Annotated in this window: 22 protein-coding genes, 1 pseudogene and 1 riboswitch; of the genes and pseudogenes, 15 read left to right on the top strand and 8 right to left on the bottom strand. The window is 67.2% G+C overall.

The features are described 5' to 3' along the window. Nucleotides 1-173: 173 nt before the first annotated feature. Both AC10QF_RS06965 and AC10QF_RS06960 read left to right on the top strand, forming a co-directional pair. Nucleotides 174-1850: an electron transfer flavoprotein-ubiquinone oxidoreductase gene (locus AC10QF_RS06965; RefSeq protein WP_494541973.1), complete on the top strand. Its 1677-nt coding sequence runs from the start codon at nt 174-176 to the stop codon at nt 1848-1850. Nucleotides 1851-1915: 65 nt separating this feature from the next. Beyond that, nucleotides 1916-2317 (top strand): c-type cytochrome, encoded by a 402-nt coding sequence (locus tag AC10QF_RS06960; protein ID WP_053497753.1) that lies wholly within the window; start codon nt 1916-1918, stop codon nt 2315-2317. Here the strand turns inward: AC10QF_RS06960 and AC10QF_RS06955 are convergent. After that, nucleotides 2311-5910, bottom strand: coding sequence for an ATP-binding protein (locus AC10QF_RS06955; protein WP_111096362.1), 3600 nt, complete (start codon nt 5908-5910; stop codon nt 2311-2313). The two genes, AC10QF_RS06960 and AC10QF_RS06955, sit on opposite strands and share 7 nt — an antisense overlap. Nucleotides 5911-5985: 75 nt before the next feature. Between AC10QF_RS06955 and AC10QF_RS06950 the strand changes: the two genes are divergently transcribed. The 6 genes from AC10QF_RS06950 to pnuC all read left to right on the top strand — a co-directional run bounded on the left by AC10QF_RS06950 (nt 5986) and on the right by pnuC (nt 11787). Then, on the top strand, nt 5986-6624 hold the full coding sequence (locus AC10QF_RS06950) for a response regulator (protein ID WP_049416600.1): 639 nt from the start codon (nt 5986-5988) through the stop codon (nt 6622-6624). A gap of 83 nt (nt 6625-6707) precedes the next feature. After that, complete coding sequence (locus tag AC10QF_RS06945) at nt 6708-6845, top strand: hypothetical protein (RefSeq protein WP_181452446.1); 138 nt, start codon at nt 6708-6710, stop codon at nt 6843-6845. Nucleotides 6846-7093: 248 nt separating this feature from the next. Beyond that, entirely contained in the window at nt 7094-7501 is a 408-nt protein-coding gene (locus AC10QF_RS06940) for a glycine zipper 2TM domain-containing protein (RefSeq protein WP_049416597.1), read from the top strand. 129 nt (nt 7502-7630) lie between these two features. After that, entirely contained in the window at nt 7631-8755 is a 1125-nt protein-coding gene (locus AC10QF_RS06935; protein WP_494541972.1) for a phosphotransferase enzyme family protein, read from the top strand. Nucleotides 8756-8853: 98 nt separating this feature from the next. After that, nucleotides 8854-8949, top strand: a riboswitch (TPP riboswitch). A gap of 70 nt (nt 8950-9019) precedes the next feature. Next, nucleotides 9020-11209 carry a TonB-dependent receptor gene (locus AC10QF_RS06930; protein WP_111096360.1) on the top strand — a complete coding sequence of 730 codons (2190 nt, stop codon included), beginning with the start codon at nt 9020-9022 and terminating at the stop codon, nt 11207-11209. 8 nt (nt 11210-11217) lie between these two features. Next, on the top strand, nt 11218-11787 hold the full coding sequence (gene pnuC, locus AC10QF_RS06925) for a nicotinamide riboside transporter PnuC (protein ID WP_111096370.1): 570 nt from the start codon (nt 11218-11220) through the stop codon (nt 11785-11787). Between the two features lie 59 nt (nt 11788-11846). Here the strand turns inward: pnuC and AC10QF_RS06920 are convergent, their stop codons facing one another. After that, nucleotides 11847-12263 carry a hypothetical protein gene (locus AC10QF_RS06920; RefSeq protein ID WP_111096359.1) on the bottom strand — a complete coding sequence of 139 codons (417 nt, stop codon included), beginning with the start codon at nt 12261-12263 and terminating at the stop codon, nt 11847-11849. 80 nt (nt 12264-12343) lie between these two features. Continuing rightward, nucleotides 12344-13318, bottom strand: coding sequence for a Dyp-type peroxidase (locus AC10QF_RS06915; protein WP_049416589.1), 975 nt, complete (start codon nt 13316-13318; stop codon nt 12344-12346). Between the two features lie 202 nt (nt 13319-13520). On the opposite strand from AC10QF_RS06915, the gene AC10QF_RS06910 reads away from it, so the two are divergent. Further along, nucleotides 13521-14453, top strand: coding sequence for a DUF6624 domain-containing protein (locus AC10QF_RS06910; protein ID WP_111096358.1), 933 nt, complete (start codon nt 13521-13523; stop codon nt 14451-14453). Nucleotides 14454-14474: 21 nt separating this feature from the next. Here AC10QF_RS06910 and AC10QF_RS06905 read toward each other — a convergent pair whose 3' ends face one another. From AC10QF_RS06905 to AC10QF_RS06890, 4 genes are all read right to left on the bottom strand, one after another. After that, nucleotides 14475-14801 carry a hypothetical protein gene (locus tag AC10QF_RS06905; RefSeq protein ID WP_099496090.1) on the bottom strand — a complete coding sequence of 109 codons (327 nt, stop codon included), beginning with the start codon at nt 14799-14801 and terminating at the stop codon, nt 14475-14477. Between the two features lie 53 nt (nt 14802-14854). Continuing rightward, entirely contained in the window at nt 14855-15223 is a 369-nt protein-coding gene (locus tag AC10QF_RS06900) for a VOC family protein (protein ID WP_111096357.1), read from the bottom strand. Between the two features lie 67 nt (nt 15224-15290). After that, on the bottom strand, nt 15291-16058 hold the full coding sequence (locus AC10QF_RS06895; RefSeq protein ID WP_111096356.1) for a helix-turn-helix transcriptional regulator: 768 nt from the start codon (nt 16056-16058) through the stop codon (nt 15291-15293). Nucleotides 16059-16183: 125 nt separating this feature from the next. After that, nucleotides 16184-16759 (bottom strand): OmpO family porin, encoded by a 576-nt coding sequence (locus tag AC10QF_RS06890; protein WP_049416584.1) that lies wholly within the window; start codon nt 16757-16759, stop codon nt 16184-16186. Between the two features lie 161 nt (nt 16760-16920). Between AC10QF_RS06890 and AC10QF_RS06885 the strand changes: the two genes are divergently transcribed. The 4 genes from AC10QF_RS06885 to AC10QF_RS06870 all read left to right on the top strand — a co-directional run bounded on the left by AC10QF_RS06885 (nt 16921) and on the right by AC10QF_RS06870 (nt 19775). Next, the gene (locus tag AC10QF_RS06885; protein WP_049439253.1) at nt 16921-17916 is read left to right on the top strand and encodes a DUF2268 domain-containing putative Zn-dependent protease; all 996 of its coding nucleotides are present in this window, start codon (nt 16921-16923) and stop codon (nt 17914-17916) included. Between the two features lie 212 nt (nt 17917-18128). Further along, on the top strand, nt 18129-18401 hold the full coding sequence (locus AC10QF_RS06880) for a hypothetical protein (RefSeq protein ID WP_005420910.1): 273 nt from the start codon (nt 18129-18131) through the stop codon (nt 18399-18401). 156 nt (nt 18402-18557) lie between these two features. Next, entirely contained in the window at nt 18558-19244 is a 687-nt protein-coding gene (locus tag AC10QF_RS06875; RefSeq protein ID WP_049416581.1) for a L,D-transpeptidase family protein, read from the top strand. A gap of 198 nt (nt 19245-19442) precedes the next feature. Next, a complete protein-coding gene (locus AC10QF_RS06870) occupies nt 19443-19775 on the top strand; it encodes a hypothetical protein (protein WP_238378540.1) in 333 nt (110 codons plus the stop codon). Nucleotides 19776-19803: 28 nt separating this feature from the next. On the opposite strand, the gene arsH is transcribed toward AC10QF_RS06870, so the two are convergent. Then, nucleotides 19804-20532: an arsenical resistance protein ArsH gene (arsH, locus tag AC10QF_RS06865; RefSeq protein ID WP_494541971.1), complete on the bottom strand. Its 729-nt coding sequence runs from the start codon at nt 20530-20532 to the stop codon at nt 19804-19806. Nucleotides 20533-20549: 17 nt separating this feature from the next. Between arsH and AC10QF_RS06860 the strand changes: the two genes are divergently transcribed. Together AC10QF_RS06860 and arsN2 are read left to right on the top strand one after the other, a co-directional pair. Then, a complete protein-coding gene (locus AC10QF_RS06860; RefSeq protein WP_134968525.1) occupies nt 20550-20879 on the top strand; it encodes an ArsR/SmtB family transcription factor in 330 nt (109 codons plus the stop codon). Beyond that, nucleotides 20839-21300 (top strand): annotated as a pseudogene (arsN2, locus tag AC10QF_RS06855) (arsenic resistance N-acetyltransferase ArsN2); the annotation flags it as partial. The gene AC10QF_RS06860 and the pseudogene arsN2, both read left to right, overlap by 41 nt. Nucleotides 21301-21302: the final 2 nt, after the last annotated feature.

The raw sequence follows: 21302 nt of genomic DNA, 5'->3' as shown, positions 1-21302 counted from the left end.
AGCACTACGCTGCAATGCAGCAATCGTGGTGTGAACATCGCTGATCTAGCTCGATCACGCGCGTACCGGTACCCTGACACATTCAAACAACCGTTTCGCCCGTGGCCGCACGCGCGATTCCCAGGCACCGCCGGTGGCCCCGATGCCGGCCCTACCCACGAGTCATGCAATCGATGAGCGCTGAAGCCAACGCCCTGCCCCCGCGTGAAGTAATGGAATTCGACGTGGTGATCGTCGGTGCCGGCCCCGCCGGCCTGGCCACCGCGATCCGGCTGCGCCAGCGCGCGATCGAAGCCGGCCGCGAGCTGTCGGTATGCGTGCTGGAGAAGGGTTCCGAGCCGGGCGCGCACGTGCTGTCCGGCACGGTGATGGATCCGCGCGCGCTGACCGAGCTGTTCCCGGACTGGGCCGAGCGCGGCGCACCGCTGAAGCAGAAGGTGACCCGCGACGAATTCCTGTTCCTCAGCGAGACCGGCGCGCGCAGCACCCCCAACGCGCTGCTGCCGGAGTGCTTCCACAACGAAGGCAACTACATCATCAGCCTGGGCGAAGTGACCCGCTGGCTGGCGCAGCAGGCCGAGGCGCTGGAGGTTGCGATCTTCCCGGGCTTCGCCGCTGCAGAAGTGCTGTACGGCGACAACGGCGAGGTGATCGGCGTGGCCACCGGCGACATGGGCATCGAGAAGGACGGCAGCATCGGTCCGGCCTTCGAGCGTGGGATGGCGCTGCACGCCAAGTACACGATCTTCGCCGAAGGTGCGCGCGGCCACCTCGGCCGCCAGCTGATCGCCCGCTACAAACTGGACGAAGGCAAGGACCCGCAGGCCTACGGCATCGGCATCAAGGAGCTGTGGCAGATCGACCCGGCCAGGCATGAGCCGGGCCTGGTGGTGCATGCGGCTGGCTGGCCGCTGGACAGCGACACCTACGGCGGCGCGTTCCTGTACCACGCCGACGGCGGCAAGGTCGCCATTGGTTACGTGGTCGGCCTGGACTACAAGAACCCGTGGCTGAGCCCGTTCGAGGAGTTCCAGCGTTTCAAGACCCATCCCTCCATCCGCAAGCACCTGGAGGGCGGCACCCGCATCGGTTACGGCGCCCGTGCGATCACCGCCGGCGGCCTGCTGTCGCTTCCGAAGACGGTGTTCCCCGGGGGCGCGCTGGTCGGCTGCGAGGCCGGCTACCTCAACGCCAGCCGCATCAAGGGCAGCCATGCCGCGATCAAGACCGGCATGCTGTGCGCCGACGCCGCGTTCGACGCGCTGGCCGCCGATCGCCAGCACGATGAACTGAGCGCCTACCCGAAGGCGTTCGAAGCCAGCTGGCTGTTCACCGAACTGCAGCAGGCCAAGAACTTCAAGCAGTGGTTCAAGAAGGGCCAGACCGTTGCCACGCTGATGACCGGCGTGGAGCAGTGGCTGCTGCCCAAGCTGGGCGTGCGCAACCCGCCGTGGACCCTGCACCGCACCCAGCCGGACCACGCCTGCCTGGAGCCGGCGTCGCAGCACACCCGCATCGCCTACCCCAAGCCCGATGGCGTGCTGACCTTCGATCGTCTCAGCTCGGTGTTCCTGAGCAGCACCAACCACGACGAGAACCAGCCCAGCCACCTGACGCTGAAGGATCCGAGCATTCCGGTGAAGGTGAATCTGGCCGAGTACGCCGGTCCCGAAGCCCGTTACTGCCCGGCCGGCGTGTACGAGTTCGTCGGCGACGCCGACAACGCGCGCCTGCAGATCAACGCGCAGAACTGCGTGCACTGCAAGACCTGCGACATCAAGGACCCGACCCAGAACATCGTCTGGGTGACCCCGCAGGGCGGCGGCGGCCCGAACTACTCGGGCATGTGATCGCCCCGGGCTGCGACCACGTGTCGCAGCCCGGCCGCTCCACCGCACCGCTATCCTGCCCGCCCATGCGTGCCTCCCGCCTGCTCACCACCGTTGCCGTGGCCCTGCTTGCCACGGCCTGCCAGCGCCCGCCTGCGGCGCCGGCCACGCCTGAACAGGCCCGGCAGCAGGCCATGCAGCGCGCGTTCGAACTGTGCGCAGGCTGCCACACCGTGCAGCCTGGCGGCATCCACCGCTTCGGCCCCAACCTGCACGGCGTGATCGGCCGTCGCGCCGGCAGCCTGCCCGATTACGGCTATTCCGACGGCATGCGCCGCGCCGACATCACCTGGAGCGCGCAGACCCTGGACGCGTTCCTGCAGTCGCCCACCCACGTGGTGCCCGGCACGCGCATGTACAACGCCTTTCCCAGCGCCGAACGCCGCGCGCTGGTGATCGCCTACCTGCAACAGCAGTCGGCTCAGTGACCCAGTCGCTGCAGCTGGTGCTGCAGGCGCTCCACGAACGCCGTTACAGCGGCGAACACCGGTGCCGGATCGGCCTCGGTCGCATCCTGCAGCCGCTCGACCAGCGCGTTGGCCTGCCCGGCCAGTGCGCTTGCCCCGATCGCCCCCAGACCGCCCGCCTGGCGATGCAGGTGGAGCGCCGCAGTCTCGCGGTCACCGGCCCGCACGGCGCGCTGCACCGCCGCCAGATCACTTTCACTGGCCTGCAGCAGGCTGTCGCGCAGCTGCTCGGCCACGGCGCGCGAGCCATAGCGCTGCTGCAGGGTGGCCAGATCAGGCAGCACTTCAGCGTCGTCGGCGACAGTCTCCTGCACGGGCGCATCGAACGACTGGCCCTGTGCCTGCGGCAGCCAGCGCAGCAGCGCGGTGCGCAGCGTGGCCAGCGACAGCGGCTTGGCCAGCACCCCGTCCATGCCGGCCTCGCGGCAGCGGCGCGCATCGTCGTCCAGCACGCTGGCGGTCAGCGCCAGCACCGTCAGCCGCGGCTGGCCGGTACGGCCCTCGCGCTCGCGCAGCAGGCGGGTGAAACCGAAGCCGTCGAGTACCGGCATGCGGCAGTCGGTAATGACCAGATCGAAGGCCTCCGATGACAAGCGGTCCAGTGCCTGCTGGCCATCGCCCAGCAGCACATGGGGTACGCCCAGCTGCTGCAGCCGCCACGCCATCATCGCCTGGTTGGTCGGGTGATCCTCGATCACCAGCACGCGTGCCTCGCGCAGCGCCGGCGGCAGCAGCGCCGCCTGCTCCTGCTCCGCAACCAGCGCTTCAACGTCACCCCTGCCTGCCTCCACCAGCGCCAGTCGCACCTCGGCGCGGGTGCCCTCGCCCAGCGTGCTGTGCAACTCCAGCTCGCCGCCCATCATCTGCACCAGGCGCTGGCAGATGCTCAGGCCGAGGCCGGTACCACCATGGTCGCGCTGGATGTAGGCACCGGCCTGGGTGAACGGCGCAAACAGGTGCCGCAGCTGTTCCGGTGCGATCCCGGTGCCGGTGTCGGTGACGCTCAGGCACAGCGGCTGGCTGCCGTCTTCGGCGGTCGGGCCCAGTACCTCCAGCTGCAGCCGCACTTCGCCGCGTGCAGTGAACTTGATGGCATTGCTGAGCAGGTTGAACACGATCTGGCGCAGGCGCACGCCATCCACTTCGTGCGCTGCCGCCAGCTGAGGGTCGATCTGCACGTGCAGCTCCAGCCCGCGTGCACTGGCCTGCGCCGACATCAACCGGCACACGCTTTCCAGCAGGGGCCGCAGCGGTTGCGGCACCGGCTCCAGGCGCAGTGCACCCGCTTCCAGCCGCGAGTAATCGAGGATGTCGTCGAGGATCTGCCGCAGCATCTGCGCCGAATCCTCGATCACGCCGAGGATGCGCTGCTGCTCGCTGTCCAGCGGTGAGTGCGCCAGCACCTCCAGCATGCCCAGCACGCCGCTCATCGGCGTACGGATCTCGTGGCTCATCGTGGCCAGGAAACGCGATTTGGCCTCAGCGGCCTGCTCGGCGTCCGCCTTCGCCGCCGCCAGTGCATCGGCCTGCATCCGGGCTTCGCTTACATCCACCCAGTACCCGCTCCAGATCACCGCGCCTTCTTCGGCGGCGTAGGGATGGGCCTGGCTGCGCACCCAGCGCACGCCTTCCCCGTCGCTGCGCAGGCGGAACTCCAGGATCAACGGCGCGAACTGGTGCGCGGCCTGCTCGATGGAATGCAGGATGCGCGCGCGGTCCTCCTGCTCGACGCGTTCCAGCAACACCCTCGCATCCTGTTCGGCCTGCTGCCGGGTGATGCCGAACAACGCAGGCAGGTCGCCGGCGATGAACGGGAAGCTCAGCATGCCATCGGCATCGCGACGGGCCTGGTAGACCACCGCCGGCAGGTTGTCGGTCACCTCGGCCAGTCGCTGCTCCAGCTGGCGGCGTCCTGCCACCTCACGGCGCAGCCGCCAATGGCCCACGCCATGCACCAGCAGCGCGGTCAACAGCACCATCAGCACCGGCACGCCCCACCGCAGCAGATTGCTCCAGTCGACCCCATTGCGGTACTCCACCGCCAGCCAGTCGCTGCGCAGCGCCTCGCGCTTGCGTGGGGTCATCTGCAGCAGCAGGCGATCGAAGGTCGTGGCCAGGGCCGCATGGCGGCGATCCACTGCCAGCGCCAGCTGGTCGTTGAAACCGGCCGGAGCCGCTACCTGCATCCGCCCCGGGAAACGGCTGCGCAGCAGGTGATCGACCACGGCAAGGTTGCCGACATAGGCATCGGCTTCACCCTCGAGCAGGCGCTGCAGCGCCTGCTCGGCACTCCGCGCAGCAATGATCCGGGCCTGCGGCGCCTGCTGCTGCACATAGCCACGCACGCGCTCCGGGTCGGACAGCAGCACGCGCTTGCCCTGCAGGTCGGCCAGGCCCAGCAGCGACTCACCATCGCTCCTGACCACAATCACGTTCGGCACGCTGATGAAGGGCTGGCTGAACACCCAGTCCGGGCCCAGGTAGCGCGAATCAACGGGTATGCCCATCACGGCCTGCAGTTCACCGCGGCGGGCCTTCTCACGCACCTCGTACCAGTCGTGGCTGTTCTCGACCTTCAGGTTGGCGCCGGCCTGCATCAGGCGCTGCAGGTACTCGCTGGCCAGGCCACTGGGCCGGCCATCCTCGCCGGTGAACGACAGGGGCGCGGCATTCGGCGCGAAACCGATCATCAGCGGCTTCTCCAGCACACGCTTCTCGGCCTGGCTCAGCGCCAGCTGCGCCGATGCCGACCAGTGCGGCGGTGACAACCAGCGTTGTGCGAGGGCATCGCGCTGGGCCTGGCTGGTCGCGGCCAGCGCCAGGTCCAGGGCTTCGGCCAGGGGTTGCTTGCTGTTGGGAATGCCGAAGTGCAACCGTTCAGGGGGCAGGTCGCTCGGCCGCAACAGCGCCACGCCCTGCAGGCGCCGGCTGGCAATCAGCTCGGTGGCGACGAAGGCATTGCCGATGTAGACGTCCGCTTTGTCGTCTCTGACCATCTGCAATGCGCTCAACGTGTCGTTTGCGACAAGCTGGCGGGCACGCGGGAATCGGGCGCGCACCTGCGGACCGGTCAGGAAGTCCTGTTCGATCACCACCCTCAGCCCATCCAGGTCCGGCATGTCGGAGGCACGCAGGTCATCGGGCCGGCCCACCAGTGCGAGTGGCGCCTCACTGTAGGCGGCGGTATAGACCATGCAGCGGGTGCGGTCGGCACTGAGGCCGACATTCATCACCACGTCGATCTCGCCACGACATGCCGCATCCAGCACGGATGTCCAGTCCGGATAGCGGCGCGCCTCGACCTTCACACCGAGCTGGCGAGCAAGATGCGACAGGTAGTCCGGTCCCAGCCCGACCTGCTCGCCATCACGGAGGGACTCGAAGGGCGGCCAGCCGCTGTCATACTGCCCGACAACGATGGTCGGATGCGCCACCAGGTATTCGCGCTGCAACGGGCTGAGCGGCAGCAGGCCAGGGGCCGGCTGTGCCTGGGCCACGGGCAGCGCCAGCACCGCCAGCAGCAGGAGCAGCCCGCGAACAGCCCACCTACGCATCTGCGTCGATCTCCTAGAATCCTGCCAGGGACCGCGATGGTCGCGGTCCGGCGTGCCCGATGGCCATACTAGAGCATGAGCTTGCGCATCATCATCGCAGACGATCACCCCGTGGTCCGTATCGGTACCCGCGCCGTCATCGAGTCGAGCGGCGTCGGCCGCGTGGTCGGCGAGGCCGACAGCGCGCAGGCGCTGATGACCCTGCTCGCCAGCCAGCCCTGTGACCTGCTGGTCACCGACTACTCCATGCCGGGCAGCCTGCAGGCCGATGGCTTCGCCATGATCGGCATGATCCGGCGCCGCCACCCGGACCTGCCGGTGCTGATGCTCAGCGTTTCCAGCAACCTGGCGATCCTGCGCATGGTGCTCGACAGTGGTGTGCTCGGCCTGGTCGACAAGAGTTCGTCGATGGACGAGCTGCCGCAGGCGATCCAGGCGGTCTACCGCGGCCAGCCCTATATCAGCCGCAGCCTGCGCGAGCGGGTCGAGGCAGCCGGCAGCTGGCGCATGCGCGAGGGTGACGGCAAGCCGCTGTCCCCGCGCGAGGTGGAGGTGCTGCGCCTGCTCGGCACCGGCATGACAGTGAAGGAGATCTCGCTGCTGCTGCACAAGAGCGTCAGCACCATCAGCCGGCAGAAGGGCGATGCGATGCTCAAGCTGGGGCTGAAGGGCGATGCCGAATTGTTCGACTATCTGCGTGACGGGAAAATTTGAGACGCGATTCACATAATCGCACCGGCAACAATGCGAGGTCGAAGGAATCGACCGGCTCATGTCCGGCCGCCGGCCGCGTCACCGTGGAGACGCGGGCCGCCAGCGAGCAGAGCCTGGCGCTCAGCAGCGGTGCGGTGCAGGGCGCACCTGACGTGCTGCAGCCGCAGCAGGAGACCCCGCAGGAGCAGGCGCGGCAGGCCCGGAAGGCGACGGGCGTCTGACATGCCAACGCCTTGGCAGAGAAGGGAGGGGCCACGCCCGCGTGGCCTTTTCCCTTTCTGCCAGCTGAGCGGCCGAGGCCACTTTCAGCCTTGCTTCATGCCACCTGCCGCTAGATGAATGCGCAAGCCGCTCGATACACCAGGCAATGTTCCGGCAATGTTGGAACGCCAGCGTGGACATCACGGCAGCCGGGGCGCCCCGCGCCCTCCCTGCCCAGCGTGGCATGCACCTCACAGGAGAACGAATCATGCTCAGTACTTCCACACTCAGCTTCCGTGGTCTGGCGATGGCGCTGGCACTGGTGGCCGGTGTCGCCGTGGTCAGCGATGCCAGCGCGATGTCGAGGAAGGACAAGCGCACCCTGGTCGGCGCCGTGGTCGGTGGCGTGGCCGGCAACCTGCTCTCCAACGGTGATCCTGCCGCCACCGTCGGTGGTGCCGTGGCCGGCGGCGCGATCGGCAATCTGACCACCTCCGACCGCCGCGACCGTCGTTATTACGACAATCGTTACTACGACAACCGCTACGACCGCCGCTACGATCGTGGTTACTACCGCAGCGGTTACTACGACCGTGGCGACGACCGCCGCTGGCAGCGCGAGCGTTACTACGACAACCGCTACTACCACGACCGCGGTCGCCATCGCGGCTGGTAAGCGGCACGGCGGCGGTACCCCTGCCGATGGCAGAGACGGGCGGGTCGATGACCCGCCCGTTTGCGTTGGCCGCGCGCATGGCGTTGAATGCGCAGCCTTGGATGTGACTTTCCCCTCTCGGGCCGCGGCATGACGTCTTCCTCCCACCGTGTGCAGGGCCTCAACAACGACGAGGTGGCTGCCGACTGGCCACCGATCAGCGCGGCGGACATCGCATGGCTGCGCCAGCGCTACCCGCAGCTGGACAGCGGCAGCCAGCCACGCTGGCACAGCCCGCGGCCACTGTCGGCTGCCGCCATCGTCGATGGCACGCGCGGCGCAGTGTTCATCAAGCGCCATCACCACAGCGTGCGCAACGCGGCCTGCCTGGAGGAAGAGCACCGCTTCATCGCCCATCTCGCCGCTGCCGGCGTGCCGGTGGTGCAGGTGCTGGCGGCAACCGATGGCCACACCGCGGTCGAACACGGCGAATGGACGTTTGAACTGCACGACGTCGGCGTAGGCGACGACCTGTACCGCGACGCGGTGTCGTGGTCGCTGCTGACCGATGTCGCGCAGGCCCGCGAAGCCGGACGCGCACTCGCACAGCTGCACCGCGCCGCCGCCAGCTACCACGCGCCCCAGCGCAGCACCCATCTGCTGGTGGCGCGCGACGACCTGATCCGCGCCGACGATCCGATTGCCGCAATCAAGGCAGGGCTGCACGAGCGCCCCGGCCTGGCCCGCTATCTCGCGCGCATTCCGTGGGAAACGCAGCTGCGGCGTGACGTGCTGCCGTGGCACACGGGACTGGCCGAGCGCCTGCACGACGAACCACGGCTGTGGGCGCACAACGACTGGCATGTCTCCAACCTGCTGTGGCGCGACGGGCAGGTCAGCACCGTGCTGGATTTCGGCCTGACCTCGCCCACCAGCGCACTGTTCGACCTCGCCACCGCAATCGAGCGCAACGCCGTGGCATGGCTGGAACTGGCGCGCGGCATGGAGGCAGTGCGCATCGATATCGCGCTGGCGCTGCTCGATGGCTACCGCCAGGTGCTGCCGCTGTCGGCGGCACGCGTGCACCTGCTGGCCGACCTGCTGCCGATGGTGCATTTCGACTTCGCACTGTCCGAAGTGGAGTATTTCGAGGGCGTCACCGGCTCGACCGCCAATGCCGATGTGGCGTGGCAGCCCTTCATGCTCGGCCATCCGGCGTGGTTCCATACCGCCCCGGGGCAGGCACTGCTGCAGGCCCTGCACGCCGCCGCGTGATCCGGTTGACGCAGCGTTGGGGTCAGATCCCTTTCCGCAGGAAGGGGATCTGACCCTGGGTGGCGCTCGCAAATCCGTACCATTTGTAGTGAAATGGTCACCTGAAGCGGGGGTGCCTGGATCTGCCAGGCTGAGAGAGTCCCTTGGAACCTGATCCGGTTTGCACCGGCGTAGGGAGCTTTGAGCCGCAGCCACACCCCCATCCTGGGCCGGTGCACCTGCGCGCCGTCGCTTCGTCTCCCTTGTTGGCCGAAGACGAACCGAATGAACCGCTGCCTGCGCCCCACCCTGCTCTCCCTCGCCCTCTGTGCCGCGCTGCCGCTACATGCCAGCGAGGCCGAGGCCACCACCGATGCGGCCGCCATCGGCGCCGAACGCTCGCCGACCGAACTGGCAGCGGTGCGCGTGCAGGCCGGCAAACCGAAGGCCGATACCTCGCGCGTGAACGCCTTCGGTGGCGGTTCGTGGAAGGACACGCCGGCTTCGGTGAATGTGCTCGAGCGCGACTATCTCGACCGCCGCCAGCTACGTTCGCTGTCCGAGCTGGCCAGCAATGATGCCTCGCTGGGTGATGCCTACGCGCCGGTGGGCTACTACCAGAACGTCGCCATCCGCGGCTTCGCCCTGGACGCCGCCACCGGCTACCGCTTCAATGGGCTGTCCATCGCCGGCGAGCAACGCCTGGCGCTGGAGAACGTGCAGTCGGTGGAGATCCTCAAGGGTGAAGCCGGCCTGGCGGCAGGCGTGATGGCGCCGGGCGGAATCATCAACTACATCGGCAAGCGCCCGGCCGAAGTGCGCACCGCCACGCTCGGCACCGATTCGGAAGGCTCGCGCTACGTCGCCGTCGATGTCGGCCACTGGATCACCCCGCGCTTCGGCCTGCGCCTGAACGCCGCATGGGATTCCAGCAATTCCTACGTCGAGCACGCCGATGGCCGCCGCAACTTCTACTCGCTGGCCGCCGACTGGCTGATCGGCGAACGCGGCAAGCTGGAAGTGGATGCCAACTACCAGACCAGCTCGCAGCGCTCGGTGTCCGGCTACCAGCTGCTGGGCGCGCGTGACCTGCCGCGCGGCGTCGACCGCGAGCATCTGCTCGGCTACCAGCCGTGGCAGCGGCCGGTGGATATCGCGAGCACCAACATCACCGCGCTGCATACCTACGACTTCAACGACGCTTGGCAATCACGTGTATCGGTGGGCCACAGCCGTTCGGTGATCGATGACAACGTCGCCTTCGCCTACGGCTGCTACTACGCCGCGCAATGTGCCGACGGCAGCGTGCCGGGCAACTACTTCGCGCCCAACGGCGACTATGACATCTACGACTACCGCAGTCCGGACGACACGCGCCGCAACCAGCAGGCTCGTGCCGAACTGCGTGGCCGCTTCGAGACCGGCAGCGTCGGCCACCAGCTGACCCTCGGGGCCGACTACTTCCGCCGCACCGTGGACAGGCGCCCGAGCGTCAACGAGTACGTTGGCACCAGCAACATCCACGACGCACCGGTGCCGGTGTTCGCGCCGTCGCCGAAGATGCCGGGCCCGTCCGCACGTCGCCTGGACAGCCGCCAGACCGCGTTCTTCGTGCTGGACCGGATCAGCTTCGGTGACGACTGGCAGTGGCTGGCCGGTGGCCGCTTCGTCCGCCTGGATGAGCGGGCCTACGACAAGCGCGGCACCCCGCAGCGGCACAGCCGCCTGTCGCGCTTCCTGCCACAGACCGCGGTGGTGTGGAAAGCCACCGACCAGCTCAACGCCTACGCCAGTTACGTGCGCGGCATTTCGCTGGGCCAGGAAGCGCCGTTCTGGACCAGCAACGCCGACACCTTCCTGCCGTCGGTGCAGTCGCGGCAGCTGGAAGTGGGCCTGAAGTACGTGCCGGTCGAAGCGCTGACCCTGGGCGCGGCGGTGTTCCGCATTTCGCAGCCGTACCAGTACGCCAAGCCGGACAACAGCGACGTGGGCTACACCTTCGTCGAGGAAGGCACCCAGACCCACACCGGCCTGGAGCTGACCGCCAACGGCCAGCTGACCGATGCGCTGCAGGTCGTGGCCAGCGCCAGCGTGCTGCAGGCGCGCGCGCGCGACACCGGCACGCCGGCCTATGAGGGTCATCAGCTGGTGAACGTGCCGAAGGTGCGTGCCAGCGTGCACGTGGCCTATGCGCTGCCGTTCGTGCAGGGCCTGGATGTCACTGGCGGGTGGCGCTATGCCGGTGCCAACGTGGCACGCGCCGACGGCGCCGTACGCGCGCCGGATTACTCGGTGTTCGATGCCGGCCTGCGTTTCCAGCACCGGCTGCACGAGCGCGCCGTGACCTGGAACCTGTCGGTGGACAACGTGTTCAACCGTTTCTACTGGCGCGATACCGGCAGCAGCGGCGGTGACTACTACCTGTTCCCCGGCGCACCGCGACAGGCGCGCCTGTCGGTGACGTTCGCGCTGTGAACGGCGTCGTGCTCGAGTGGACCGCCGCGCTGTGCAGCGTCCTCGGCGTCTGGCTGATGGCCCGGCGCCGGCTGTCTGCATGGCCGGTGGGCCTGCTGTCGGTCACGCTGTATGGCCTGGTGTTCGCCGAGGCCAAGCTGTATTCGGACACCCTGCTGCAGGTCGCCTTCGGCGGCTTCCTGGTCTATGGCTGGCTCAACTGGCGCCAGCACGCCGCCGATGAAGGCAGCATCCGCATCGTGCCGCTGGCGCGCGGCAAGCTGCTGCGCGACCTGGCCATCGGCCTGTGCGGTGGCGTGGCGCTGGGTGCGGCCATGCACAGCTTCACCGATGCCGCACTGCCGTGGCTGGACGCGATGCTGACCGCGCTGAGCCTGGTCGGCCAGTGGTGGCAGGCACGCCGCCACGTCGCCTGCTGGTGGGTATGGATCGCCGTGGACGTGGTCTACGTGGGCGCCTACCTGTTCAAGTCGCTGCACGTGACCGCCGCGCTGTACGTGTTCTTCCTCGGTCTGGCCGTGTTCGGCCTGCGCGCATGGAGCGCGGCCGCGCGCGAGCCGCAGGTGGCAACGCAGTAGAGCCACGCCATGCGTGGCTGTTGCGGGCAATCGGCGCGCCATCCACGCATGGCGTGGATCTACGGGGTCAGGGCCAAACCCAGCCGCAGCGGCTGGCGCATGTCCGCCGGCGGTCCCGCCTGCAGCGGGCCGGCCTGCAGCGTCGCGCGCAGGTCGGCGTCGACCTGGGCGTCACCCAGGCTGTCGAATTCCAGTTTCGAAATACGGCCATCCGCCGCGATCCACACGCTCACCGGCAGCGGCGTCGGCGTGTCCGAGTGGGCCTGCAGCCACTGCAGCACGCGCTGCGCCTGCGGGTCCTGTTCCTGCTGCAGGCGCTGCTGCAGCTGGCCACCCACGGCGGCGGCGTAGGCCATCCAGTGCGCAGGGGCTTCCTGCGCGGACGCCGCGGCACTCCCCAGTGCCAGTGCGCCGAACACCGCAGCCAGACGCCGCCACCAGCGGCGTAGGCCTGTCCTGTTCCCTGCCATGACAATCGCCTGCCTCCTGCGCGCCCATCCAGCGCGCCATGGTCGGCGTCATAGATGACAGGCAGATGGCGGTCGGCCCGGCGCGATCACTCGCCCAGGTCGGCCAGCACCTTGCGCGAGGGCGCGAAGAAGGTCACGCCGGTGGTGGCGGTGGAGAAATCGAGGATGCGGTCGTGCAGCGGCGCGGGATTGCCGATGAACATGCGCTCGAGCATCTTCTCGATCACCCACAGGCGGCGCGTGTAGCCGATGAAGTAGGTCCCGTACTCGCCACGGCCCGGGTTGGCGAACGGCATGTTGTCACGCAGGATCTCGTGCTCGCCGTCAGCGTCTTCGATGGTGCACAGCGTCTTGTGCGATTTCTGCGCATCGGCCGGCGCATCATCCAGCTCGATGTTGTCGTGCTTGGTGCGGCCGATGATCGCCTCCTGCGCCTCGGTCTTCTGCGCGCGCCAGGCATCGAGGTTGTGCAGGTACTTCTGCACCACCACGTAGCTGCCACCGGCATGCTCCGGGTCTTCATCGCCAACAATGGTGGCTTCCGGCAGCGACAGTCCTTCCGGGTTGGCGGTGCCATCGACGAAGTCGAGCAGGTCGCGGCCATCGAAGTAGCGGAAGCCGGCCACGTCATCGACCGCTTCGACCGCATCACCGAAGGCCATCAGCAGGTTGCGCTCGAACGCCACGATCAGGTCCATGGTACGTGCGCGGATGTGGTACAGCAGGTCACCGGGCGTGGACACGGCGGTGTGGGTCGCGCCCTTGATCTCGCGGAACGGCTTCAGCTCGCGTGGCGGCGTGGACCCTACCAGCGGCTGCCACACGCGATGGCCGATGGCCACGTTGCAGGTGAAGGTGCGCTCGATCTCGCGGATGGCGGTGTTCTTGATCAGATCGTCGGTACTGGCCAGCACCTCGCGCGCCTTGGCGATCGACGCCTCGTCGTCCTTCACCTTCAGCACCAGGAACGCCGCCGAATGGGTGAGCGGCGCGGTGATCTGCTGCGGCTCGTTGTCGAGCGTGTGGTTGAGGGCGGTGATCTGGGCGGGCTGGGTGTTCACGGTATTCCTGCGGGCTTGAGGCGGGCGCTTCGCGTGCGGCGATGTGGGGGCGATCATAGCCGAAGCTCCTGATCGGCGACGGAGCGGTTCTCAGGTTGCGGCGGATACCGCGTGCGTTTGAGACAGCGCCATGACGCTGCTAGCCTGCGCCATGAGGCCGGCAGCACGTGGCCATCCCTGCACTTCACGGAGGAAGACGCTGATGTCCCATACATCGATGCAGTGGCTGCGCGCATCCGCCACAACCGTGGCCCTCGCTCTGGCGCTGGGCACACCGCTTGGCGCGCACGCCGCTGCCGAGGATCCCTTCTTCACCGCCCTCGATCGCTACGGCGCCGATGACTTCAGCGCATGCGCGCGGCTGCTCGGCGAGCTGTTGCAGCGTGGTGGCCGCTTCCCCGACGGCGGCGAGCTGCTGCTGGTGGAATGCACGGCCGCTGCCGGCGACCGCAGCCAGGCAATGGACTACGTGAACCAACTGCTGCCCCGCGGGCGCCTGTCGTTCGATGATCTGCTGCACAAGGATCGGCCGGGCCTGAACGCCCTGCGCGCCGATCCGGCGTGGCCGGACATGCAGCGGCGCGTGGAAGCCGCCGAGCAGCAACGCCTCGCGCAACTGGACGCCCCGTTGCGCAAAGAGCTGCTGGAGCGCGCCGCACGTGACCAGGCCGCCCAGCATGTGGCCATCGACGCGGGGGGTGGCAATGCGTTCAAGGGCGTAGCACCGGTGGCCCAGGCCAATGCCGATTGGTTGAAGACCATGATTGCCGACAAGGGCTGGCCGACCTATTCGCGGGTCGGCCATGACGGGGCCAAGGCGGCCTGGCTGATCGTCCAGCACGCCGATCACGATCCCGCGTTCCAGGCACAGGTACTGCCGCTGATCGAACATGCGGCGAAGGCCGGCGAGGCCGATCTTCCCGATCTGGCGTTGCTGACCGATCGCGTACTGCTCGCGCAGGGCAAGCCGCAGCGTTACGGCAGCCAGTTCACCACCGCCGGCGACGGCACGATGGAGCTGCGGCCCACCGAAGACATGGACGGGCTAGACGCACGGCGCCAGGCCATGGGGCTGCAACCGCTGTCGCAGTACAAGGCCACGCTGTCGGAGGCGTATCGCAAGCCAGTCCGCTAGGGCCGTATCGGCCTGGACGCATCACGGGTCGATGCAGACAACGTACTGCCGTGGGTCGGTCCAGGCGATGCGCAGATACGGACCTTCGAGCAGACCGCGGTCGCGAAGCCAGGCAAACACCTCGGCCGGGCTCCATTCGCGACCGGCCAAGAACGCTACGCCCCGGTCACGCAGGGCAGCGAACAAGCGGGCTTTGCCGATGTCGTCGCCCACTTCGGCGCACAATGTCGCCGCCTGCCCCGCCACGCCGAGTGCCTGCAACGCCGCACGCGCGTCTGCGTCCAGCACCACCACCTGCACGGTATTGCCGTCGGCCTGCTGCACATACGCGGAAATGGGGATCAGCATGCATACTCCTGGCTCGGCCCAGTATGCATGCTCCGCGGCGGGTATCAGCAGGTTCAGGTCGCGTCACTCCAGACCGCCAGCTCGTAGCCATCCAGATCGCGGAACTGGAAGCGGCGGCCACCGGGGAAGGCGAACACCGCCAGCACCACCTCGCCACCGGCAGTGATCACGCGTTGCTGTGCATCGGCCAGGTCCGCGCAGTAGAGGATCACCAGCGGCCCCCCGTGGGCACGCACCGGCGCGTCGGCCACGAAGCCACCTTTCAGACGGCCGTCGTCGAACTCGGTGTAGGCCGCGCCGTAGTCGGTGAAATGCCAGCCGAACACCTCGCCGTAGAAGCGTTTGCTGCGGGCAATGTCGGCGACGTTGAATTCGATGTTGTCGATGCGGCGTTCGGCATCGTGAGTAGCGGCACGGCTCATGGCGTAGCTCCTGGGTGGGAGCCCAGCTTCAATCAGCGCGGCACCGCGGTCTTGAACGAAACGGCCATCATTGGCCCCATTCGAGGCGCAGTTCGCGTGCGGTCATGCTGGCAAGCTCGCGCGCCTCGCGGCTGAGATGGGCCTGGTCGGCATAGCCGGCCTCTGCGGCCAGCATCGCCAGCGAGTGCTGCGGCAGCGCACGGCTGTGGCGCAGAAAGCGTTGCAGGCGCAGGATCCGCTCCAGCGTCTTGGCGCCGTAGCCGAACTGCAACTGGCTGAAACGTCGCAGGCTGCGCGGGCTCAGGCTCAAGTGCGCCGCCAGCGTATCCAGCGTGGCGTCACCCGCGGCGAGCGCCCGGAACAGGACATGTGCACGCTGCGCCGAAGTATCGAGCGCGGACGCACCCATATGCTGCTGCAGGCAGTGCGCCATCCGCTGCAGGCGCAGCGCAGGCGGGGTGTCGCCGATGGAGGCCGCAGCCTTCTTCGCCCACATGCCCTTCAGATCAGCCAGTGGCACGGCCTGGCCGATGATCCCGGCCAGGGGCAGGCCCAGCGCGGCCAATGCCTGGCCGGGACGGAAGCGTGCGCCCAGCACCTGTGCACCGGGTGCCAGCGCCGGGTGCGCGGCCACGCGGTCCGGGCCGACGACGAACAGCGCACCGTCGCGCCAGAGGATGTCCACGCAGCCATCGGGCAATACAGTGATGTGCCCATCGGCATCGGCAGGAAGCTGGCTCTGCCACAGCTGGCCAAAGTGGCCGCGCAGCGGCGCAGGCGCCAGATGCTCCTGGTAGGCCGTGCCGGTACCTGCGAGGGAGGAAGGGTCGCCCATGCCGCATTGTGGCGCCACAGGGCCCATAAAAGTGAAGCCCGGCGCGAGGCCGGGCTTCGGTTGGCGTGTGGGAGAGAGAGAGAGAGTCACACGCCAGCACAACACGCTCTAACGACGGGCGTTTGTTACCAGGTGAAGCGCGGGCCCACGAACCACTCGCGGTCGCCGGCCTTGGCCAGCTTCACTTCGCCACTCAGGCCCCAGTTCTGGTTGAACTTGGCGGTGGCGCCGACGCGGCCGTAGAACTCGCCGTCCGGGTTGATGCCGTGCTTCTTGGCGTAGTCCTCGTAGCCGGCCATCACGTAGCCTTCCACGTACGGGTTGAACGCGGTGCGCACGCCGACCTCGGTCGAGTAGCCGTTGAAGTCCAGGCCGTGCTTCATGTCGAACTTCTGGTACGCGACACGGGCCACCAGGTCGGTGTTCGGTGCGATGCCGTAGTTGTAGCCGGCACCGATGCGCCACTGGTCGACGTCATTCTTGAACGTGTCGGTCTCCTGCGCGCTGTAGTCGCCGAAAATGTGGAAGTTCGGGTGCACCGCCACGGAACCCTTCACCTTCCAGCCGTCGGCGTCGCCGCCCTTGGCATCGGTGTTCACGTAGCCGCCTTCAACGTAGTTGTACGACAGGCCATCGGTTGCCGATGCAGCGAACGGCAGAGCAGCCAGAAGACCCAGGGCGAGCAGCGAATTCTTGTTCATCGGGACACACCTTTAATTATTTTGGTTTCGTCGGCCGCCTCCCGGGAGGGGGAGAGAGAGGAGGCGGTCGACAGGTGTGAATTATCCGTTAGGGGGTCTAATCGGCCCTGAATATTGAACTGACTGGTGTATAAATAAGGCTGGCGTTCAGGGAACTCCTCATGCCGCACGTAGCCTTCCCGTCACTGCTGTTTCCGCTGCATGCCCGACGCACAGCGCGGGCGTTGCTGCTCTTCGCCCTGCCGATGATGTTGCAGGTAGCCAACGCAGCCGAGCGAACCCGCCCTTCCGGGCGCATCGTGATTCAGACCGACGATGTCACGCGCTTCTTCAACGTGCTGGATGCAAGCGGAGGCAAGCCGAGTGCCGACGATCTGCAGCGTGGCTATCTGCATGCGGGTACGGATGCACTACGCAGCTTCACTGACAGCCGTATCGGCTCGATGGATCGTCTTGCAGATGCGATCCAGCACAAACCTGCGCTGTTTGCCAAAGCACGTACCTGTGCGACGGCGCTGCCGGAGATCCGCGAGCGGGTTGCCAAGGCGCTCGATCGGTTGGGCACCCTGCTTCCCTCCGCACGCTTTCCGCCGGTCACCGTGCTGGTGGGTCGGGGCAACAGCGGCGGTGTCACCACGCCCGACGGCGTGGTGATCGGACTGGAGGCGCTGTGCAACGCCGACTGGATGCAGGCCGATGTGAGCGACCGTTTCGTGCACCTGATCGCCCATGAGTATGTACACATCCAGCAGCCGGGCGCAGCCGCAGACGTTGCGCAACCGACCCTGCTCTATCAGACGCTGCTGGAAGGAGGCGCCGAGTACGTGACCGAGCTGATCTCCGGGCAACCGGCCAACGCGCATCTGCGTCGTTGGACGCAGGGCCGCGAATGCGCCCTGGAACGCCAGTTCGCCCGGGACAGCGCCGGTACTGATCTGTCGCAATGGCTCTACAACGGAGCGGGCGACGAAACGCGCCGCGGCGATCTTGGCTACTGGATCGGCTACCGCATTGCCGCTGACTACGTTGCCCGCGCCGATGACAAAGCCGGTGCCGTCGCCACGCTGCTGGAGGTGCGCCCGGAAAGTGCGCCGGCATTGTTCGCCGCAAGTGAATGGCGCCCGGCGTGTGGGCCAGTGGAAAACGGCCAGGAATGAGGCCGTCTTCAGGCTGATGAATTGGGCGATTCGAGCAACCGCAAGGCCATCGCCTCTGTGCACATCAGCTCGCCTGATCTCACTCGTTAAGCTTCGCTGACGAACATATTTCACAACCCTTCCACGTCTTCCAACTTCAGCTGAAAGCGCTTGTCAGCGTGGGGAACAAACGCCGCTATATTCCAGCTTCCCCAGACGAAGGAGGGAGTGCAATGAACCTGAACCCGCAACACATGAAGACGGCCCGCGCACTTGCTGTAGCGCTCATCGCCACCGTGAGCCTTGGCGCTTGTGCCACCTACAAGGACGAGTTCGCAACCATCAACTCGCGCCTCGATCAGCTCGATGTAAAGGTGCAGGGCGCTGCACAGAGTGCCGAGTCCGCCAACCAGTCGGCACAGCAGGCCAATCAGCGCCTGGACCAGATCGAAGGCCGCGTGCAGCAGCTTGAAAGGGCTCCCGTCGGACGCAAGCCGCGCGGCTGATCGTTCCCTCACCGTTTGAATTGATCCACCTCTGTATCGGGAACCAGTGGCCCTCACCGGCCACTGGCGTCCTTCCACCAAGATTGCATTGCCAGGAGCCGTCCCATTCGTACCTCCTCCTCCCCTGCACGCCGCGCCCTCCATGCCGCACTGGCCATGGCACTGGCTGTTGCATGCAGCGGCGTAGCCAACGCCAGGGACAAGGACGCACCCGCACCACCGTCGGCCGCCGTTGATGAACTTCCGCCCGACCAGAGCGTCTCCGAAACGGTGATCGAGCTGGCCGGCTGGGTGGTCGCCAGCAAGGACAACCAGGGTTATCCGTTCGCGATCATGGACAAGGCTGCCGCGCAGGTCCTGGTCTTCGGCGGCGACGGCAAGCTGCGCGGCGCCGCACCAGCGCTGTTCGGTTCGGCCATCGGCGATCATTCCGCACCCGGCGTCGCCAAGCTTGCCCTGAGCGCGATTCCCGGCCACGACCGCACCACGCCTGCAGGACGCTTCATTGGTGCCTATGGCCCCTCCGACGATGCCGGGCGCGTGCTGTGGGTGGACTACGATTCCGCCGTGTCGATGCATCCGCTGCCGCCGGGCAGCCCGAAGGAAAAGCGTGCCGAACGACTGGCAACGCCGACGCCGGACGACAATCGCGTCACCCACGGCTGCATCAACGTCTCGCCGGCGTTCTACGAGCAGATCGTGCACTCCACGTTCGAGAAGGGCGGCGTGTTCTACATCCTGCCGGACAAGGATTCGATCGCGAAGACGTTCCCGGCGTTCGCGCAGAGCCGTGCCGCCGCGGATGGCGACGAAAAGAAGACCGCACAGCACGCTGGCGAGTAGTGCGTTTGTGCGTCCGCTCTGGGCGTTGTGGGCACATGCCTGGGCCATGCCCGGCCGCCGGGGCGGCTGCGATGCACAGTCTGCTCGTGGAAAGCCGCCTGCCTATGAGACCGGTGCCCCCCGAGGCGCGGCGCGCTGGCATACTGCGCCCGTTGATGATCCTGCGAGGCAATGCCTGCCTCGTCCAAGAGGCCGCCGGTGGACCCACTCTTCCAGTTTCTGCTGAGCACGATGGGTGGCGTATTCGTCTTCCTGTTCTTCGTGGCGCGCGAGTACCTGCGTGGCTTGGGATGGCTGCTCGGTTCCTGGGATCCGAACATGGGGCACGCGACCGAAGATGAGCTCATTTCGAAGGCCAATCGCAGCGCCTTGCTGATTGCGGCGGTGCTTCTGGCGTGGGCCTTCATGGGCCCTTCTCCCTACCGCCGCAACTGGGAAATCGAAGTAATGGGCATCGGCACCGGCATGTTGCTGGCCTATGTGGTGATCATCCGCCTTGCAGCTTCAAGGGTGAAGAGGCTGCTTGGGTGAGCGTGCCTCACATCGGCACCAATGAGGATCAGGAAGCCGTAGCCTCTGCAGCCCGCGCCAATGCCGCGGCGTGCGCGTCGCCCTTCCGCTCGCTGTAGCGGTCTACCAGGTAGTCCGACCGGCCCCGCGTCAGCAGCGTGAACTTCACCAGCTCTTCCATCACGTCCACCACCCGATCGTAGTACGGCGAGGGCTTCATCCGGCCGTCGTCATCGAATTCCTGCCAGGCCTTGGCCACCGACGACTGGTTGGGGATGGTCAGCATGCGCATCCAGCGGCCGAGCACGCGCAACGTGTTGACCGTATTGAACGACTGCGAGCCGCCACTCACCTGCATCACCGCCAGCGTCCTGCCCTGCGTGGGCCGCACGCTGCCAACTTCCAGCGGCAACCAGTCGATCTGGTTCTTGAACACGCCGGTGACCGTGCCATGCCGCTCGGGGCTGACCCAGACCTGCCCTTCCGACCACTGTGACCATTCGCGCAGTCGCTGCACTTCGGGGTGATTCCTGTCCACGCTGTCCAGCATCGGCAGCGCATGCGGATCGAACACCCGGGTATCGCACCCCAGGTGGCGCAGCAGCCGCTCGGCTTCCAGCGCCAGCTTGCGGCTGAACGACTGGGGCCGCAGCGAGCCGTAGAGCAGGAGAATGCGTGGCGGCCCCAGATCTGCCGCGGCGAGCTGGTGATGATTGGGCTGGGGCAATGACGATTCCGCCAGGTTGGGCAGGTCCAGACTTGTGATTGGCTTATTCATTCGATTATTCTAGAAATATGGAAACGTCGAATGCAATCGCTGCCCTGACCGCCCTCGGCCATGCCACCCGCCTGGCTGCCTTCCGGCTGCTGGTGGAGGCCGGCCCGGCAGGGCGCATGGCGGGCGACATCGCCACGGCCCTGCAGGTGCCTCCCGCCACGCTCAGCTTCCACCTGAAGGAGCTGGTGCAGGCCGGGCTGGTGGAGAGCGAAAGCCAAGGCCGCCACGTCTGCTACCGCGCCAACTTCGATGCGATGAACGGCTTGATCCAGTACCTGACGCACAACTGCTGCGCGGGCTCCCCGGATGAGCGGTGCGCGGTCACCGAACCGGCATGCAGGTGCTGAGATGAAACCCGATCCGGTGATTCGTGCAGGCACGCGCGACGACCTGTGCTCCATCCGCGACCTTCTGCGGCAGGCGCAGTTGCCCGTGGCCGATCTGGAAAGCAGCGAGGTGGCGTTTCTCGTCGCAGACCTCGACGGCATTCCCGTGGGTGCCGTTGGATTGCAGATCTTCGGCGCGTCGGCCCTGCTTCGCTCACTGGTGGTGTCCGATGACCGACGCAATACCGGCCTTGGGCGCGCGTTGCTGTCAGCGGCCGAGGACATGGCCCGCCGCATGCAGGTCAGGGAACTGGTGCTGCTGACAACGTCGGCAGGCCCGTGGTTCGCGCGGCACGGCTATGCCGGATGCGATCGCGCGCAGATAGCGGAGGCGATCCGCAGCTCTGCCGAGTTCACTTGTCTCTGCCCGGCCAGCGCGCTGTG

The sequence above is a fragment of the Stenotrophomonas maltophilia complex sp. Om-AH-Sm3 genome, from assembly GCF_059337855.1.
Note: the sequence above shows the minus strand (reverse complement) of the source record. Positions and strands in the feature narration are given on the sequence as shown.